This window comes from Agitococcus lubricus, from assembly GCF_003051055.1.
In the GTDB taxonomy this organism is placed as follows: domain Bacteria; phylum Pseudomonadota; class Gammaproteobacteria; order Pseudomonadales; family Moraxellaceae; genus Agitococcus; species Agitococcus lubricus.
Genome location: NZ_QAON01000004.1, coordinates 170,275 through 188,182, shown reverse-complemented (window position 1 = coordinate 188,182; position 17,908 = coordinate 170,275). Strand labels below are relative to the sequence as shown.

13 protein-coding genes and 5 tRNA genes are annotated in these 17,908 nt (G+C 45.5%); all 18 read left to right on the top strand.

Going from position 1 to position 17,908, the window contains the following annotated elements; all coding sequences use genetic code 11:
• Nucleotides 1-47 precede the first annotated feature (47 nt).
• The 18 genes from C8N29_RS05935 (at nt 48) to rpsG (ending at nt 17,906) form a co-directional block, all read left to right on the top strand.
• On the top strand, nt 48-710 hold the full coding sequence (locus C8N29_RS05935) for a phosphoglycolate phosphatase (RefSeq protein WP_107865122.1): 663 nt from the start codon (nt 48-50) through the stop codon (nt 708-710).
• A gap of 189 nt (nt 711-899) precedes the next feature.
• Nucleotides 900-2,381: an anthranilate synthase component I gene (trpE, locus tag C8N29_RS05930; protein ID WP_239986967.1), complete on the top strand. Its 1,482-nt coding sequence runs from the start codon at nt 900-902 to the stop codon at nt 2,379-2,381.
• 198 nt (nt 2,382-2,579) lie between these two features.
• Nucleotides 2,580-2,655: transfer RNA gene (locus tag C8N29_RS05925), tRNA-Thr, on the top strand.
• A 65-nt stretch (nt 2,656-2,720) separates the two neighbouring features.
• A tRNA-Tyr gene (locus C8N29_RS05920) sits at nt 2,721-2,805 on the top strand.
• 16 nt (nt 2,806-2,821) lie between these two features.
• Nucleotides 2,822-2,895 (top strand) — tRNA-Gly (locus tag C8N29_RS05915).
• Nucleotides 2,896-2,913: 18 nt separating this feature from the next.
• Nucleotides 2,914-2,989: transfer RNA gene (locus C8N29_RS05910), tRNA-Thr, on the top strand.
• 85 nt (nt 2,990-3,074) lie between these two features.
• Nucleotides 3,075-4,265, top strand: a complete 1,191-nt coding sequence (tuf, locus tag C8N29_RS05905; RefSeq protein WP_107865110.1) for an elongation factor Tu — start codon at nt 3,075-3,077, stop codon at nt 4,263-4,265.
• Between the two features lie 55 nt (nt 4,266-4,320).
• Nucleotides 4,321-4,396, top strand: a tRNA-Trp gene (locus tag C8N29_RS05900).
• A 27-nt stretch (nt 4,397-4,423) separates the two neighbouring features.
• A complete protein-coding gene (gene secE, locus C8N29_RS05895) occupies nt 4,424-4,807 on the top strand; it encodes a preprotein translocase subunit SecE (RefSeq protein ID WP_107865121.1) in 384 nt (127 codons plus the stop codon).
• 12 nt (nt 4,808-4,819) lie between these two features.
• A complete protein-coding gene (nusG, locus tag C8N29_RS05890; protein WP_107865120.1) occupies nt 4,820-5,356 on the top strand; it encodes a transcription termination/antitermination protein NusG in 537 nt (178 codons plus the stop codon).
• 68 nt (nt 5,357-5,424) lie between these two features.
• Nucleotides 5,425-5,853 (top strand): 50S ribosomal protein L11, encoded by a 429-nt coding sequence (gene rplK / locus C8N29_RS05885; protein WP_107865119.1) that lies wholly within the window; start codon nt 5,425-5,427, stop codon nt 5,851-5,853.
• A 3-nt stretch (nt 5,854-5,856) separates the two neighbouring features.
• Nucleotides 5,857-6,555: a 50S ribosomal protein L1 gene (gene rplA / locus C8N29_RS05880; protein ID WP_107865118.1), complete on the top strand. Its 699-nt coding sequence runs from the start codon at nt 5,857-5,859 to the stop codon at nt 6,553-6,555.
• Between the two features lie 254 nt (nt 6,556-6,809).
• Entirely contained in the window at nt 6,810-7,310 is a 501-nt protein-coding gene (rplJ, locus tag C8N29_RS05875; protein ID WP_107865117.1) for a 50S ribosomal protein L10, read from the top strand.
• A 145-nt stretch (nt 7,311-7,455) separates the two neighbouring features.
• On the top strand, nt 7,456-7,827 hold the full coding sequence (rplL, locus tag C8N29_RS05870; RefSeq protein WP_107865116.1) for a 50S ribosomal protein L7/L12: 372 nt from the start codon (nt 7,456-7,458) through the stop codon (nt 7,825-7,827).
• Nucleotides 7,828-8,203: 376 nt separating this feature from the next.
• Nucleotides 8,204-12,298 (top strand): DNA-directed RNA polymerase subunit beta, encoded by a 4,095-nt coding sequence (gene rpoB / locus C8N29_RS05865; RefSeq protein WP_107865115.1) that lies wholly within the window; start codon nt 8,204-8,206, stop codon nt 12,296-12,298.
• Nucleotides 12,299-12,384: 86 nt separating this feature from the next.
• Nucleotides 12,385-16,626 carry a DNA-directed RNA polymerase subunit beta' gene (gene rpoC / locus C8N29_RS05860; RefSeq protein WP_107865114.1) on the top strand — a complete coding sequence of 1,414 codons (4,242 nt, stop codon included), beginning with the start codon at nt 12,385-12,387 and terminating at the stop codon, nt 16,624-16,626.
• A gap of 336 nt (nt 16,627-16,962) precedes the next feature.
• Nucleotides 16,963-17,337: a 30S ribosomal protein S12 gene (gene rpsL / locus C8N29_RS05855; protein ID WP_107865113.1), complete on the top strand. Its 375-nt coding sequence runs from the start codon at nt 16,963-16,965 to the stop codon at nt 17,335-17,337.
• A gap of 98 nt (nt 17,338-17,435) precedes the next feature.
• On the top strand, nt 17,436-17,906 hold the full coding sequence (gene rpsG, locus C8N29_RS05850) for a 30S ribosomal protein S7 (protein ID WP_107865112.1): 471 nt from the start codon (nt 17,436-17,438) through the stop codon (nt 17,904-17,906).
• The last annotated feature ends 2 nt before the right edge of the window (nt 17,907-17,908 follow it).

Genomic DNA, 17,908 nt, shown 5'->3' with positions numbered 1-17,908 from the left:
GTTAGCTTTTAAGGCGCTGCCTTAAAATAATAAACAAGGAATCCTATATGCAATTTAAAAAAATAGGTTTTACGCCTAAGTTAGTGATTTGTGATTTAGATGGCACCTTAGTTGATTCAGCAGGTGACATTCAATATGCCCTTAATCATGCCTTATCGGAGTTGGGTTTAGACACGGTGAGCGAATACGATGTACGTCGTTGGGTGGGGCGGGGTGCTTCACGTTTAGTCTCTTGTGTATTGGAGTCTAAACATTATCGTAAAGACTTACACGATGAGTTACTGGCCGTATTTATGCGCCATTATCAGGCAGCCGTTTGCCAAACCAGTCAGTTATATGACGGCGTAGCGGAATTTATTGCTGCGTGCCAACAAGCGCATATTAAACTGGCTTGTGTCACCAACAAACCTTATGCACCTGCAAAAGATTTGTTAGCTGCCTTGAACATCTTAGAACCCTTCCAGTTATTGGTAGGTGGTGACACCTTGCCCCATAAAAAGCCACATCCTGAACCCTTTTTGCACTGTTTACGCTACTTTGATATTTCCGCCAAAGAAACCTTGGTCTTGGGCGATTCGCGTAATGATGTAGAAGCTGCCTTAGCTGCGCATATTCCCTGCGTAGCCGTCAGTTATGGCTATAATCATGGCGAGCCGATAGAAGCCTCTAAACCCGAATGGATTGTTGACTCACTGATGGCGTTAATCTAAACCCACGTTGCCCTGCTGCGGTAGGGCAATAAAAACACCTTTAACTGTTGACCCCTGCTAAGAGTTAATTTAAGGTTATCAACTCATTTATCGTATTTTTTAGGATGACAATAATGGCGCTGCGTTGGCGATAGTTATATTGAATCTTGCTTGTTATTACTTATCGCTGACTAAATTGAGTATATCGCCATGTTGTCGTTTGAACAATTTTCTGCTTTTGCCGCCCAAGGCTACAATCGTATTCCCTTAGCCATCAAGTTATTAGCTGACCTAGAAACCCCCCTTTCTGTGTATTGTAAACTGGCGAATCAGCCCTTCAGCTATTTATTTGAATCTGTACACGGCGGCGAGCGCTGGGGGCGTTACTCGATGATTGGTTTGCCTGCGTCTACACGTTTAGAAGTACGTGACCATCAGGTACAAATCTATCAACATCAGCAGTTAGTGAGTGAACAAACGGTCGCAGACCCTTTAGCATTCATTCAAGCGTATCAGGAACAGTTTCGTGTGCCCGAAATTGAGGGCTTGCCGCGTTTTACGGGTGGCTTAGTGGGCTATTTTGCTTACGATACGGTGCGCTTGTTTGAAAAGAAGCTCGCAGCAGTTGTTAAACCCGACCCACTCAATGTGCCAGATATTCAGTTGATGTTATCTGAAGAAGTGGTTGTCTTTGATAACCTTAAAGAAAGTGTCTTTATTATTGTGCATGTTGACCCGCAACAAGAAAATGCCTACCAACAAGGCCAAGCGCGTTTACAAGCTATCGTCAAACAATTACAAACAACGCAATATCAACTGGCGACAACGACGGCACCGCAAGCGATTGCCGAACAGGATTTTATCTCAAGTTTTGGCCAAGACGCATTTAAGGCAGGTGTAGAGCGTATTAAAGAATACATTTTGGCGGGTGATGTGATGCAAGTTGTACCCTCACAACGTATGACTTTAGCATTTAATCATCCTCCATTAACGCTATATCGCGCCTTACGGCACTTGAATCCTTCACCTTATATGTATTTTGTCGATTGTGGCCATAGTCATATTGTCGGGTCTAGTCCTGAAATTTTAGCCCGTGTGCAAGAGGGTAAAGTGACCGTAAGGCCGATAGCAGGTACTCGTCCTCGGGGTAAGACACCAGACCAAGACGATGCCTTAGCACGGGAGCTATTGGCTGACCCCAAAGAAATCGCCGAGCATTTGATGTTGATTGATTTGGGACGCAACGACGCGGGACGTGTCAGCGAAATTGGTAAGGTTCAAGTCACAGAGCGTATGGTCATTGAACGTTATTCACATGTGATGCACATTGTTTCTAACGTTGAAGGTGTGCTTAAAGCGAATGTCAGTGCGATAGATGTATTAAAGGCAGCTTTGCCCGCAGGGACCTTATCGGGTGCGCCCAAAGTACGGGCAATGGAAATCATCGATGAGCTAGAGCCAGTCAAACGAGGCATTTATGGCGGGGCGGTGGGCTATTTAGGCTGGAATGGTGAAATGGATACCGCAATTGCGATTCGTACGGCGGTTATCAAAGACGGGATGATGCATGCCCAAGCGGGGGCGGGGGTCGTGGCCGACTCCGTTCCTGAATCAGAATGGCAAGAAACGCTGAATAAACTGCGTGCTTTATTCAAAGCGGCCGAACTGGCGGCGGCGCAATTACAACTGTAATCATCGCATCGTATGCGTGTGGGTGATGTGTCTGTGCTCAAATAAACAGCACTTCTTGCCCGCTTATGTTGCTTTTGCTTAAAAAAAGGGCGCTGACGCTTAAAAAAGAAACATTCGAGCGCAAATAAGTGTTTTATTTAAGAATAGGTACTTGCGCTCATAAAAAAAATTGCTAAAATGCACGCCACTTTTAGCGAAGCCGGTATAGCTCAGTTGGTAGAGCAACTGACTTGTAATCAGTAGGTCGTGAGTTCGAGTCCCACTGCCGGCACCATTCTTAACCGCGAAAGTAAGAGCTTAACCCTGACCAGTAAGCTCAGCTAAGTGCGACACCGCGTTGGAGAGGTTGGGGAGCGGTCAAACCCATCAGACTGTAAATCTGCCGTCTTAGACTTCGAAGGTTCGAATCCTTCCCTCTCCACCACTTTAATAATACAAGCGCGGGTGTAGTTTAGTGGTAGAACTTCAGCCTTCCAAGCTGATAGTGCGGGTTCGATTCCCGCCACCCGCTCCAATAGGTACGGTTACTTAAGCTCATATAGCTCAGTCGGTAGAGCACTTCCTTGGTAAGGAAGAGGTCACCGGTTCAAGTCCGGTTATGAGCTCCAGAATTTATTTTAAGCAGATGAGCATGGCTTGATCTGCTTTTAGTGTTAATAAAATTGGCTAAATCACCCACGAGGGAGACAAAAAATGGCTAAGGCTAAGTTTGAACGTAATAAGCCGCACGTAAACGTGGGCACGATTGGTCACGTTGACCACGGTAAAACGACATTAACGGCTGCGATTGCGACGATTTGTGCAAAGGTACACGGTGGTGAAGCCAAAGGTTACGACCAAATTGACTCTGCACCAGAAGAGAAGGCACGTGGTATTACCATTAACACTGCGCACGTTGAGTATGACTCTACCAACCGTCACTACGCACACGTAGACTGTCCAGGCCACGCTGACTATGTTAAAAATATGATCACGGGTGCTGCTCAGATGGACGGCGCGATTTTAGTGTGTTCGGCTGCTGACGGCCCGATGCCACAAACACGCGAACACATCTTATTGTCTCGTCAAGTAGGCGTACCATTCATCGTTGTGTTCTTGAACAAGTGCGATATGGTTGACGACGAAGAATTATTAGAATTGGTTGAGATGGAAGTACGTGACTTGTTAAGCAAGTACGATTTCCCAGGTGACGACACGCCAATCATCCGTGGTTCTGCCTTACAAGCATTAAATGGCGAAACAGGTCCATTTGGTGTGGACTCGGTATTAAAATTAGTTGATACCTTAGACTCTTACATCCCTGAGCCAGTTCGTGCGATTGACCGTCCATTCTTGTTGCCAATCGAAGACGTATTCTCGATTTCTGGTCGTGGTACAGTTGTGACTGGTCGTGTAGAACGCGGTATCATCAAGGTTGGTGAAGAAGTTGAGATTGTGGGTATCAAAGATACCGCAAAATCGACCTGTACTGGCGTTGAAATGTTCCGTAAGTTATTAGACGAAGGTCGTGCTGGCGAGAACTGCGGTATTTTATTACGTGGTATCAAGCGTGAAGATATCCAACGTGGTCAAGTATTGGCGAAGCCTGGTACGATTAAGCCACACACCCAATTCTTGGCAGAAGTGTATGTGTTGAGCAAAGATGAAGGTGGTCGTCATACGCCATTCTTCAAAGGCTACCGTCCGCAGTTTTACTTCCGTACAACGGATGTGACTGGCTCTATCACGTTACCAGAAGGTGTAGAGATGGTTATGCCAGGTGACAACATTCAGATGACGGTTGAATTGATTCACCCGATTGCGATGGACGAAGGTTTACGCTTCGCTATCCGTGAAGGCGGTCGTACCGTCGGCGCTGGCGTCGTCGCTAAAATTATCAAGTAATTGATATCGTTGATGTAAAGCCCAGTCTAGGCTGGGCTTTATTGTCAAACAGTTTAGGCCAGTAGTTCAATTGGTAGAGCACCGGTCTCCAAAACCGGGTGTTGGGGGTTCGAGTCCCTCCTGGCCTGCCACTTTCTTGTCTAAAAAGCTGACGGTTTATGACCACACAAGCTGAAACCGCACCAAACAGTAGTCTTAATGCCGTTAAATGGGTGTTGGCTATTGCTATTCTTATTGCGGCAACCGTGGGTAATCGTTACGCACCAGAGTTGTTACCGCAATTATCTGCTTGGGTTCGCATTGTAGCCTTAGTGATTATGGCGCTCGTGGCCTTAGGTATCACCCTAACGACCATTCAAGGTCAAGCCTTCTTAAAACTCTTAAAAGAAGCACAAGTCGAAGCTCGTCGTGTTGTCTGGCCGACTAAAGATGAAACCATGCAAACCACATTGATTGTCTTTGTTGTTGTATTGGTGATGTCCTTAGTCTTATGGGGAGTCGATTCCCTGTTTGGTTGGATGATTTCTGCGGTTATCGGCTAAGAAGGGGCATTTATGAGTAAGCGTTGGTATATCGTTCATGCCTATTCAGGCTTTGAAAAACAAGTCATGCGTTCTTTGCAAGAGCGTATTAAACGTGCGCAAATGGAGCATTTCTTTGGGGATGTATTAGTTCCTACCGAAGAAGTGGTCGAAATCAAAAACGGCGTCAAGCGTAAAAGTGAGCGTAAATTCTTTCCAGGTTATGTGCTGGTACACATGGAAATGAATGATGATTCGTGGCATTTGGTAAAAGATTGTCCCAAAGTCATGGGCTTTATTGGTGGTAAGGCGGATAAGCCAGCACCAATTACCGATAAAGAAGCCGATGCTATCTTGAGTCGTTTACGTCAGAGTACCGACGCGCCGCGTCCAAAAACCTTATTTGAACCAGGTGAAGTTGTGCGTGTGGCAGATGGCCCATTCGCTGACTTTAACGGTGTCGTTGAAGAAGTACACTACGAGAAAAGCCGTTTGCGTGTAGCTGTCATGATTTTTGGTCGTGCTACACCGGTTGATCTTGAGTTTAATCAAGTCGAAAAAGTTAATTAACCAAACAGTATCCGCTGTTTTTTATTCACTAGGGGAGCCTCGCGGCGCTATCACCCAAGGAGTCTATTATGGCTAAGAAGATTGACGCTTACGTCAAGCTGCAAATTCCAGCTGGTAAAGCAAATCCATCGCCACCGATTGGTCCAGCATTGGGTCAACGTGGTGTGAACATCATGGCTTTCTGTAAAGAGTTCAATGCCGCTACGCAAAAAATGGAAGTAGGTCAACCTACACCTGTTGTGATTACGGTTTACTCTGACAAGAGCTTTACTTTCACCATGAAAACCCCACCAGCGACCTTCTTATTGAAGAAAGCGGCTGGTATTAAGTCGGGTTCTGCACGTCCTAACACACAAAAAGTGGGTAAAGTGACGCGTGCTCAATTAGAAGAAATTGCAACCCTTAAGAAAGCTGACTTAACTGCTGCTGATATGGACGCTGCTGTGCGTACATTAGCAGGTTCTGCGCGTTCTATCGGTTTAGAAGTGGAGGGTTAATTCATGGCTAAATTAACTAAGCGTCAAAAAGCTATTAAAGCACAATTGCAACCTGGCAAAAGCTATGCAATTGAAGAAGCGGTTGGTTTATTGAATGCGTTGCCACCTGCAAAATTCAAAGAATCTATTGATATCGCTGTCAACTTGGGTGTAGATCCACGTAAGTCCGACCAAGTCGTTCGTGGTGCTTCTGTATTACCACACGGTACAGGCAAAACTGTACGTGTTGCGGTATTTGCTCAAGGTGCTAACGCTGAGGCAGCTAAAGCTGCTGGCGCAGATATCGTTGGTTTTGATGATTTAGTAGCCAGCATTCAAGCAGGTAACTTAGATTTTGACGTAGTGATTGCGACGCCTGACGCCATGCGTGTGGTGGGTAAATTAGGTACAATTTTAGGTCCACGTGGTTTAATGCCAAACCCTAAAGTCGGTACAGTGACTGCTGATGTTTCTACTGCAGTTAAAAATGCCAAAGGCGGTCAAGTACGTTACCGTGTTGACAAAGGCGGTATTATCCATACAACCGTGGGGCAAGTCGGTTTCTCTGCTCAAGCAATCAAAGAAAACGTTGAGTCTTTAATTGCTGACTTGAAAAAAGCAAAACCAGCTACCTCTAAAGGTGCATACGTTAAGAAAGTTACCTTGTCTAGCACCATGGGTCCTGGCTTAGCCATCGACCAAGCTAGCTTGGCAACAGCTTAATGACAAAATCAGTGCTAGGAGTACGTGTTGCTCTTAGCCTACAAGGACTTTGATACGCTTATGTAGCGTCAAAGACCTCAGGTGTACTTCGGTGCATAATTGCGAAAGCAGCCTGCGTAGACGCGGTGTGGTTCAGGTTTCTGTGCCCCCGCGAATAGTTGATAAGCGACATCCCTTTGGGGGGGGCTTATCGGCTTTTGGCATAAAGCTTAGATACCAAGGTGTCTAGGCTTTTAAACTCTTAGGAGGTTACAGTGACTCTGAAGTTAGAGGATAAAAAAGAGATAGTTGCCGAAGTCAACAAAGTTGCTTCTGGTGCATTCTCTGCTGTGGTCGCCGATTACCGTGGTTTAACTGTAGGTCAGTTAACCAAGTTACGTACCAAAGCTCGTGAGCAAGGCGTTTATGTGCGTGTTATTCGTAACACCTTAGCACGTCGTGCAGTCGAAGGTACTAACTTTGCTTGCTTACAAGACTCGTTAGTTGGTCCAAGCATTATTGGTCTCTCTCTGTCTGAAAATGACATGGGTGCATCCGCTCGTTTGTTTAAAGAATTTGCGAAAGACAATCAAAAAATGGTTGTTAAAGCATTGGCCTTTGATGGCAAGTTTTACGATGCAAAAGACATCGATAAGATTGCAACATTGCCAAACCACAAACAAGCATTGTCTATGTTGTTGTCTGTTATCCAAGCACCAGTATCCAAGTTTGGCCGCTTGATGACAGCATTGAAAGAACAGAAAGAAGCTGCTTAATCGCGGCGTAATGAATTTAACCGTGTAGGATAGATGTGATTTTGCGTCATGCGCATGATCTCCTATGTGATGTTCATTGAGCTGCATAAGCGTGAAGTAACATATCAGTCCTGACCATGCCCACACATTGTTGGAGTGTATTAACATGGCCTTGTCCAAAGAAGAAATTTTAAATGCCGTTGCTGAATTAACAGTAATGGAATTAGTTGACTTAATCGCTGCTTTTGAAGAGAAGTTTGGCGTTTCTGCTGCTGCTGTTGCTGTTGCTGCTGGCCCAGCTGCTGCTGCTGCTCCAGTTGAAGAGCAAACTGAATTCAACGTGGTAATGACCAGCTTCGGCGCTAACAAAGTTAACGTCATTAAAGCCGTTCGTGAAATCACTGGCTTAGGCTTAAAAGAAGCTAAAGACATGGTTGAAGGCGCTCCTTCTACTATCAAAGAAGGTATCAGCAAAGACGACGCAGCGGCTCTCAAGAAGAAGTTGGAAGAAGCTGGCGCAACTGTCGAAATCAAATAATATCCCAATTACGGGGTGTTTACTGTTTTCAACAGATAAGCGCGACAATGGCTGGTGGCTGTTTAAGCTGCCGGCCTTTTTCAGTTTTAGACTGAGAAAAATTAAACGCTTTGACAAGAAACAATTAAGGCCTGTTCTCCCACTCGTTAATAGACACGGCTTAGTTATTTCTTGCAAATGGTTTGAATGAGCGTGATGTCAAGCATCGCACTACATAACAAAGGCAAACACCACTTCTGTGATGTTATTGCCTAGACGCAAGAGATTCATAACAAAGTTGCACTATGATATAGCAGCACTTTGTTAACTCTGTGTTAATAGTCTCGCCAGTTTTTCTACTGGTTATTTTCGAGTTTAGTCTAGCTGAGGACTCCAGATGGCATACTCATACACCGAAAAAAAACGCATCCGAAAGAATTTCGGCAAGCTACCTACGCTGATGGACGTGCCTTATTTATTGGCCATCCAAGTCGATTCCTATCGTGCGTTTTTGCAGGATGGTAAAAAGCCCAAGCAACGTGAAGATGTGGGCTTACAAGCGGCTTTCAAATCTGTATTTCCGATTCAAAGTTATTCGGGTAATGCAGCCTTAGAGTTTGTCGAATATCATTTGGGTCATCCCGCCTTTGATGTTCGTGAATGTATTTTACGTGGTTTGACTTACGCCGCGCCATTACGCGTCAAAATCCGTTTAGTGATTTATGACCGTGAAGCCTCGGTCAAAACCATTAAAGACATTCGTGAGCAAGAAGTTTACATGGGTGAAATGCCTTTGATGACGGATAACGGTACCTTTGTGATTAACGGTACTGAGCGCGTTATCGTCTCGCAATTACACCGTAGTCCGGGTGTCTTCTTTGACCATGATAAAGGCAAAACACACTCCTCAGGCAAATTATTATTTAATGCCCGCGTGATTCCTTACCGTGGTTCTTGGTTAGACTTTGAGTTTGATGCCAAAGACCTTGTGTATGTCCGTATCGACCGTCGTCGTAAACTACATGCCACCATCTTATTGCGTGCCTTAGGTTATAATTCCGATGACATTTTGGGTATGTTCTTTGAAACCAGTACCGTTAAACATAACGGTAATGGCTATCAATTAGACCTCGTACCTGAGCGTTTACGCGGTGAAACTGCTGCGTTTGAGATTACCGCTAAAGACAAAGTGATTGTTGAAGCAGGCCGTCGTATTACGGCAAAACACATCCGTGAAATGGAAAAAGCAGGTCTCAAAGAATTAGATATCCCTGCCGATTATTTACACGGTAAAGTCATTGCGAAGACCTTGTTAAACCCCGCGACTAATGAGTTAGTTTGCGAGTGTAATACCATTATCACAGCCGAAGTATTAACCCGATTAATGAAAGCGGGTATTACGCAGTTTGATATTTTATATACCAACGATATCGACCGTGGTGCGTTTATCTCGGATACCTTACGTGCGGATGCGTCTACACGTACCGAATTAGATGCTTTAGTCGAAATCTACCGTATGATGCGTCCTGGTGAGCCACCGACCAAAGATGCTGCCGAAGCCTTATTCAAGAACTTATTCTTTACGCCCGAACGTTATGATTTATCCAACGTAGGCCGTATGAAGTTCAACCGTCGTCTCAACCGCAGCAATGACCGTGGTAACGGCGACAGCATGGAACGTGATGGCGTTTTATCTAAATTAGATATCGTACAAGTCTTAAAAACCTTAATCGACATCCGTAATGGTAAAGGTGAAGTTGACGACATCGACCATTTAGGTAACCGTCGTGTGCGCTGTGTCGGTGAAATGACCGAAAACCAATTCCGTGTGGGTTTGGTGCGTGTTGAGCGTGCGGTGAAAGAACGTTTAAGTTTGGCCGAAAGCGAAAACTTAATGCCACAAGACTTAATTAACGCGAAGCCAGTCTCCGCGGCCATTAAAGAGTTCTTCGGCTCTAGCCAGTTATCTCAATTCATGGACCAAAACAATCCATTATCTGAGATTACCCATAAGCGTCGTGTGTCTGCGTTAGGCCCAGGTGGTTTAACCCGCGAACGCGCTGGCTTCGAAGTCCGCGACGTTCATCCAACACATTATGGTCGTGTTTGTCCAATTGAAACGCCTGAAGGGCCAAACATCGGTTTGATTAACTCCTTAGCCGTCTATTCGCGTGCTAACAGTTATGGCTTCTTGGAATCCCCGTATCGTAAAGTCGTGGATGGTCAAGTCACTGACGAGTTTGAATACTTATCTGCGATTGAAGAAAGTCAATGTGTGATTGCACAAGCAGACTCGGCAGTAGACGGTGATAATCGTTTATTGGATGACTTAGTCGCGGTACGTTATAAAAACGAATTTACCGTGATGTCCCCCGATAAAGTGACACACATGGATATTTCGCCTCGCCAAGTAGTCTCGGCGGCGGCTTCGTTGATTCCGTTCTTGGAACACGACGACGCGAACCGTGCCTTGATGGGTTCTAACATGCAACGTCAAGCTGTACCTACTTTACGCGCAGATAAGCCGCTCGTTGGTACAGGTATGGAGCGTTATGTTGCCCGTGACTCAGGCGTCTGTGTGACCGCAAAACGTGGTGGTGTGATTGATTATGTGGATGCTGCCCGTATTGTGGTGCGCGTTGACGAATCAGAAATGGTTGCGGGCGAAGCGGGCGTTGATATTTACAACTTGACCAAGTATACCCGTTCTAACCAAAACACCTGTATTAACCAACGTGCGATTGTCAACCGTGGTGATGTGATTGCCCGTGGTGACATCTTGGCCGATGGCCCATCAGTAGATTTGGGTGAATTAGCCTTAGGTCAAAACATGCGCGTGGCCTTCATGCCGTGGAATGGTTACAACTTCGAAGACTCGATTTTGTTATCTGAGCGAGTGGTGCAAGAAGACCGCTTTACCTCGATTCATATTCAAGAGTTGTCGTGTATTGCGCGTGATACCAAATTGGGTGCCGAAGAAATTACGGCCGATATTCCCAATGTTGGCGAAGCCGCTTTATCTAAATTAGATGAGTCTGGTATCGTTTATATTGGTGCTGAAGTCAATGCGGGCGATATTCTGGTCGGTAAAGTCACACCCAAAGGTGAGACTCAACTCAGCCCAGAAGAAAAACTATTACGTGCTATTTTTGGTGAAAAAGCCTCTGACGTGAAAGACAGTTCTTTGCGCGTGCCATCGGGTACGAAAGGAACGGTTATTGACGTGCAAGTCTTTACCCGTGACGGTGTAGACAAAGACAGCCGTGCCTTAGCGATTGAGAAACAACAGCTCAATGCCTACCGTAAAGACTTAAAAGAAGAATATCGTATTTTTGAAGAAGCCGCGCGCGCCCGTTTGTTGTCCTTATTAAAAGGTCAAGAAGTGAATGGTGGTTCAGGCTTCAAGAAAGGCGACATTCTCACCGAAGACAGCTTAAATGCCTTACGTTTTGAGCAGTGGTTTGATATTCGTACGGCTGATGAAGCGGTAGCTGACCAATTAGAACGCGTACAAGCCTACCTCAAAGAGCGTCAAGAAGAAATTGAGGCCAAGTTTGAAGACAAAAAGCGCAAAATCACCACAGGTGATGACTTAACGCACGGCGTCTTAAAAGTGGTTAAAGTCTACTTGGCGGTTAAACGTCGTATCCAGCCCGGTGACAAGATGGCGGGTCGTCACGGTAACAAAGGTGTGGTTTCGGTCATTATGCCTGTTGAAGACATGCCCTATGACGAAAACGGTGAGCCTGTAGATATCGTATTGAACCCGTTAGGTGTTCCATCCCGTATGAACGTGGGTCAGATTTTAGAGACACACTTAGGATGGGCAGCGAAAGGCTTAGGCACTAAGATTGGTAAGATGTTAGACCAACAACGTCAAACGGCGGAATTGCGTGATTTCTTAGATAAGATTTACAACCAAATTGGCGGTGAACAAGAAGAAATAGGCTCATTAAGCGATGACGAAGTGACGGCATTGGCCAAAAACTTACGCGGTGGTGTACCGATTGCAACCCCTGTGTTTGACGGTGCGCACGAAAGCGAAATCAAAGGCTTATTAAAGCTGGCCGACCAATCCGAAACAGGTCAACAGTGGTTATATGATGGCCGTACAGGCGACCGTTTTGACCGTCCTGTCACCGTAGGTTATATGTACATGCTCAAACTCAACCACTTAGTGGACGATAAGATGCATGCGCGTTCGACGGGTTCTTACTCCTTGGTGACACAACAGCCATTAGGTGGTAAAGCTCAGTTCGGTGGTCAACGTTTTGGTGAGATGGAAGTGTGGGCGTTAGAAGCCTATGGTGCAACTTACACCCTACAAGAAATGCTCACTGTGAAGTCTGACGACGTGAATGGCCGTACCCGTATCTATAAGAACATTGTTGATGGTGACCATCGTATGGAGCCTGGCATGCCTGAATCCTTTAATGTATTGATTAAAGAGATTCGTTCTTTAGGTATTAACATCGAGTTAGATCACGAATAAACAGGGCGATATCCCTGTCCATATCGAGAAGCACGAGGGGAGGAGTAAGCCTCCTCCCACATTGAACGCTTGCTGGAGATAAGACCTTGAAAGACTTGCTAAATTTATTGCAAAACCAAGGAAAAGAAGTCGAATTCGACCGTATTCGTATTGGTCTGGCTTCGCCTGAAATGATTCGCTCTTGGTCGTATGGTGAAGTCAAAAAACCAGAAACCATCAACTACCGTACCTTCAAACCTGAGCGCGAAGGCTTATTCTGTGCCAAAATCTTTGGTCCAATCAAAGATTACGAATGTTTATGCGGTAAATATAAACGCATGAAGTTCCGTGGCATTATTTGTGAGAAGTGTGGTGTAGAAGTCACCTTGACCAAAGTACGTCGTGAGCGTATGGGTCACATTGAATTAGCTTCACCTACGGCACATATTTGGTTCTTAAAATCCTTACCAAGCCGTATTGGCTTGTTATTGGATATGACCCTGCGTGATATCGAACGTGTATTGTACTTTGAAAGTTTTGTGGTCATTGAACCAGGCATGACACCTTTAGAAAAAGGTCAATTATTGTCTGATGAAGATTACTACACTGCCTTAGAAGAATACGGCGATGAGTTCGATGCCAAAATGGGTGCAGAAGCGATTCAAGCCTTATTAAAAGACATTGATTTACAAGCTGAAGTTGAGCGTTTGCGTGAAGAAATTCCACAAACCTCTTCCGAAACTAAGCTCAAAAAGCTCTCTAAGCGTTTGAAGTTGGTGGAGTCGTTCATTGCCTCTGGTAACAAACCAGAGTGGATGGTCATGACCGTATTGCCTGTATTGCCACCTGATTTACGTCCTTTAGTCCCATTGGACGGTGGTCGTTTTGCAACGTCTGACCTCAACGATTTGTATCGTCGTGTCATTAACCGTAATAACCGTTTGAAGCGTTTATTAGAGTTAAGTGCGCCAGATATTATCGTCCGTAACGAAAAGCGTATGCTGCAAGAAGCAGTGGATGCGTTATTGGATAACGGTCGTCGTGGTCGTGCCATTACAGGCAGCAACAAGCGTCCATTAAAATCCTTAGCCGATATGATTAAGGGTAAACAAGGTCGTTTCCGTCAAAACTTGTTAGGTAAGCGCGTAGATTACTCTGGTCGTTCCGTCATCGTGGTCGGTCCAACTTTACGTTTGCATCAGTGCGGTTTACCGAAAAAAATGGCGTTAGAACTATTTAAGCCGTTTATTTTTGCTAAATTAGAAAGCAAAGGGTTGGCAACGACGATTAAAGCCGCCAAAAAAATGGTCGAGCGTGAAACCGCAGAAGTGTGGGATATCCTCGCAGACGTGATCCGTGAACATCCCGTCATGTTAAACCGTGCGCCCACCTTGCACCGTTTGGGTTTACAAGCGTTTGAACCTGTGTTGATTGAAGGTAAAGCGATTCAGTTACACCCATTAGTCTGTACCGCGTTTAACGCCGACTTCGACGGTGACCAAATGGCGGTGCACGTCCCGTTGACCTTAGAAGCACAGTTAGAAGCCCGCGCGTTAATGATGTCTACGAATAACATCTTATCGCCAGCGAACGGTGAACCAATTATTGTACCGTCCCAAGACGTGGTATTGGGCTTGTACTATATCTCCCGTGATAAAATTAATGCCAAAGGTGAAGGCATGGTCTTTGCGGACTTTGCTGAAGTGACCCGTGCATTAGCCAATAAAGCGGTTGATATTCATGCGCGGATTAAAGTTCGTGTCCGTGAAGTGACGATTGATGATGAGGGGACTCGTCAAGAGCGTAAGTTCTTAGCCGATACCACACCTGGTCGTTGTATGTTGTGGAATGTAGTACCTGAAGGCTTACCTTACAGTATCATTAACCAACCGATGACCAAGAAAAATATCTCTAAGCTAATTAACACATGCTATCGTGTGTTAGGCTTAAAAGATACAGTCATTTTTGCTGACCAATTGATGTACTTAGGCTTCCGTCAGGCCACCTATTCGGGTGTATCTGTCGGTATGGAAGATATGGTCATTCCTGCCGAAAAAGAAGTCATCATTGGTGAAGCCGAAGAAGAAGTGCGTGAAATCGAAAATCAATTCGGTTCAGGCTTAGTCACTGCAGGTGAGCGTTATAACAAAGTTGTCGATATCTGGTCACGGACTAACGAACGTGTGGCCAAAGCGATGATGGACAACTTGTCTACCGAAAAAGTTACTAATAAACAAGGCGCTGAAGAATCGCAAAAATCCTTCAACTCCATCTTTATTATGGCCGACTCGGGTGCGCGGGGTAGCGCGGCTCAGATTCGTCAGTTGGCAGGTATGCGTGGTTTGATGGCCAAGCCAGATGGCTCGATTATTGAAACCCCGATTAAAGCGAACTTCCGTGAAGGTTTGACCGTTCTCCAATACTTCATTTCAACCCACGGTGCGCGTAAAGGTTTGGCCGATACCGCGTTAAAAACCGCGAACTCGGGTTATTTGACACGTCGTTTGGTGGATGTGGCGCAAGATTTAGTCATCACTGAGCCAGATTGTGGTACCAGTGGTGGTTTGACCATGAACCCCTTAATTCAAGGTGGTGATATTGTTGAACCCTTACGTGAACGCGTTTTAGGTCGGGTGGTTGCTGCCGATGTCTTACGTCCGAATACCGATGACGTACTCGTACCGATTGGCACTTTGCTCGATGAAAAATGGGTTGAAAAATTAGAATTGGCAGGCGTTGACGAAGTTGTCGTTCGCTCGGTCATTACCTGTAATACCCGTTTTGGTGTCTGCTCTAAGTGTTATGGTCGTGACTTGGCGCGTGGTCATCAAGTCAATATTGGTGAGTCCATTGGGGTTATGGCTGCTCAATCCATCGGTGAGCCAGGTACACAGTTAACGATGCGTACCTTCCACATCGGGGGTGCGGCGAGCCGAGCGTCTGCCATCAGTAATGTGACGGTGCGTAACGACGGTACAATCCGCTTGCACAACATCAAAATGGTACAACACGCCAATGGTAACTTAGTCGCGGTATCGCGTTCGGGTGAAATTGGTGTTGCCGATAACCGTGGTCGTGAACGTGAGCGTTACAAATTACCGTACGGTGCGGTGATTACCGTTAAAGACGGTCAAGAAGTGAAAGGTGGCCAAATTGTGGCTAACTGGGATCCACATACCCATCCGATTATCACAGAAGTGGCAGGTCGGGTGAAGTTTGTGCATATGGATGAAGGCATTACTGTACGTCATCAAACTGACGAACAGACAGGTCTCACCAATATGGAAATTATTGACCCTAAAGACCGTCCAGCCGCAGGTAAAGACTTACGTCCAGCGATTGCCTTAGTTGACAAAAACGGTAACTACATTCGGTTAGAAGGCTCTGACCAACCTGTTCAATACTTCTTGCCAGCTTTAGCGATTACCAGTTTACAAGATGGTGCTGAGTTAGGGGTGGGTGATGTTATTGGTCGTATTCCACAAGAGTCGTCCAAAACCCGTGACATCACGGGTGGTTTGCCGCGTGTTGCGGACTTGTTTGAAGCGCGTAAGCCCAAAGAACATGCTATCTTGGCCGAAAAGAGTGGTGTCGTCACCTTCGGTAAAGAAACTAAAGGCAAACATCGTTTGATTATTACGCCTGACGATGGTGGTGAGACCTACGAAGAGTTGATTCCAAAATGGCGTCAAATTAACGTCTTCGAAGGCGAGCGTGTGGCACGTGGTGAAGTCATTTCTGATGGCCCACAAAATCCACATGACATCTTACGCTTAAAAGGCGAAACCGCGTTGGCTTCGTATATTGTCAACGAAGTACAAGACGTTTATCGCTTACAAGGTGTAAAAATCAACGATAAGCACATCGAAGTGATTATTCGCCAAATGTTGCGTAAAGTCGATATCGTCGATGGTGGGGATTCCTCCTTTATCAAAGGTGAACAAGCAGAATACGCGCGTGTGGTTGAAGAAAACGATATTCTCGAAAACAATGGGGATATCCCAGCGAAGTTTGAGCGTATCTTGATGGGTATTACCAAGGCCTCCTTGGCAACGGACTCCTTTATCTCTGCGGCTTCTTTCCAGGAGACAACCCGTGTCTTGACCGAAGCCGCCGTGACAGGTAAAGAAGACGATTTACGTGGTCTCAAAGAAAACGTAGTTGTGGGTCGTTTGATTCCTGCGGGTACAGGCTTTGCTTATCATGCAGAACGTCGTCGTCAACGCCTTGCTGAAGCCGAACCACAACTCAGTAAACTGGTTGATGTAGTCGAAGAAAGCAGTGCGGATGATTTGGCCAAAGAAGCCGCTGCTCAAGCCTTGTCTGAATTACTGAATTTTAATCAATAATTCAAGCGGAGGTACGCCAGTACTTGGCGTACCTAATAGACAACGCTGTTTTGCAAAAAAGCCCCATGTGATGCATGGGGCTTTTTGTTTGTGCATAACTTTGTACCGATTCGTTACCAGTGCCGCCGTCTCGCTTGACGACTAGACACACTGTCCCTAAAATACGCAACCCTCAAAAAGTCTATTTATTCTGCAAATGTCTAAATAGGCACTGTGAGGTTTTCTTTTTAGGCTGTGTTTTGCGCAAAAAGCGACTTGAAAATGATTCAAAATGGTCATTAAAAGTGTCAGCAAAGTATCAACCTAAGTTTGATTTTAACGGGAGAGAGTGCCGATATGGCAACAACTAATCAATTAATTCGCAAAGGTCGTACTACCCTTGTCGAAAAATCAAAAGTGCCTGCATTAAATGCTTGCCCACAACGTCGTGGTGTATGTACCCGCGTTTATACAACGACACCAAAAAAACCAAACTCTGCGTTACGTAAAGTTTGCCGTGTGCGTTTAACCTCTGGTTTCGAAGTGTCTTCGTATATCGGTGGTGAAGGCCACAACTTGCAAGAGCACAGTGTTGTCTTAATTCGTGGTGGTCGTGTTAAAGACTTACCCGGTGTGCGTTATCACACTGTTCGTGGTTCCTTAGACTGTGCTGGCGTAAAAAATCGTCAACAAAGCCGTTCTAAATACGGTGCAAAACGTCCTAAGAAATAATTTTTACGCCTTAGTTGCGTAAAAATTAGACGGATGTAGTAAGGCTGGGCAAAAAAGTCCCAGATAATTCCTGAAGTTCATTAAAGGTTCATAAAGATATGCCAAGAAGACGCGTCGTAGCAGCCAGAGAGATTCTGCCCGATCCAAAATTTAAAAGCCAAACTGTTGCTAAGTTCATTAACCACGTCATGGACAGTGGTAAAAAATCAGTAGCAGAAGGTATTGTTTATGGTGCATTAGACCGTGTTATTCAAAAAGGTAAAGCAGACCCTGTTCGCTTTTTTGAAGACACCTTAGAAAAAGTGCGCCCAATGGTCGAGGTAAAAGCACGTCGTGTGGGTGGTGCTACTTATCAAGTGCCTATGGAAGTACGTCCCTCCCGTCGTACTGCCTTAGCCATGCGTTGGTTAGTAGATGCTGCTGCAAAACGTAGCGAAAAAACAATGGCTCTACGTTTAGCGGGTGAGTTATTAGATGCTTACGAAGGCAAAGGCGCTGCAATCAAGAAGCGTGAAGATGTCCATCGTATGGCTGAAGCTAACAAAGCCTTCTCTCACTATCGTTTCTAATT

What these genes read in the sequence shown, in the direction of transcription:
- C8N29_RS05935 (WP_107865122.1), top strand. Translation starts at nt 48, where the DNA reads ATGCAATTTAAAAAAATAGGTTTTACGCCTAAGTTAGTGATTTGTGAT.
- trpE (WP_239986967.1), top strand. Translation starts at nt 900, where the DNA reads ATGTTGTCGTTTGAACAATTTTCTGCTTTTGCCGCCCAAGGCTACAAT.
- tuf (WP_107865110.1), top strand. Translation starts at nt 3,075, where the DNA reads ATGGCTAAGGCTAAGTTTGAACGTAATAAGCCGCACGTAAACGTGGGC.
- secE (WP_107865121.1), top strand. Translation starts at nt 4,424, where the DNA reads ATGACCACACAAGCTGAAACCGCACCAAACAGTAGTCTTAATGCCGTT.
- nusG (WP_107865120.1), top strand. Translation starts at nt 4,820, where the DNA reads ATGAGTAAGCGTTGGTATATCGTTCATGCCTATTCAGGCTTTGAAAAA.
- rplK (WP_107865119.1), top strand. Translation starts at nt 5,425, where the DNA reads ATGGCTAAGAAGATTGACGCTTACGTCAAGCTGCAAATTCCAGCTGGT.
- rplA (WP_107865118.1), top strand. Translation starts at nt 5,857, where the DNA reads ATGGCTAAATTAACTAAGCGTCAAAAAGCTATTAAAGCACAATTGCAA.
- rplL (WP_107865116.1), top strand. Translation starts at nt 7,456, where the DNA reads ATGGCCTTGTCCAAAGAAGAAATTTTAAATGCCGTTGCTGAATTAACA.
- rpoB (WP_107865115.1), top strand. Translation starts at nt 8,204, where the DNA reads ATGGCATACTCATACACCGAAAAAAAACGCATCCGAAAGAATTTCGGC.
- rpsL (WP_107865113.1), top strand. Translation starts at nt 16,963, where the DNA reads ATGGCAACAACTAATCAATTAATTCGCAAAGGTCGTACTACCCTTGTC.
- rpsG (WP_107865112.1), top strand. Translation starts at nt 17,436, where the DNA reads ATGCCAAGAAGACGCGTCGTAGCAGCCAGAGAGATTCTGCCCGATCCA.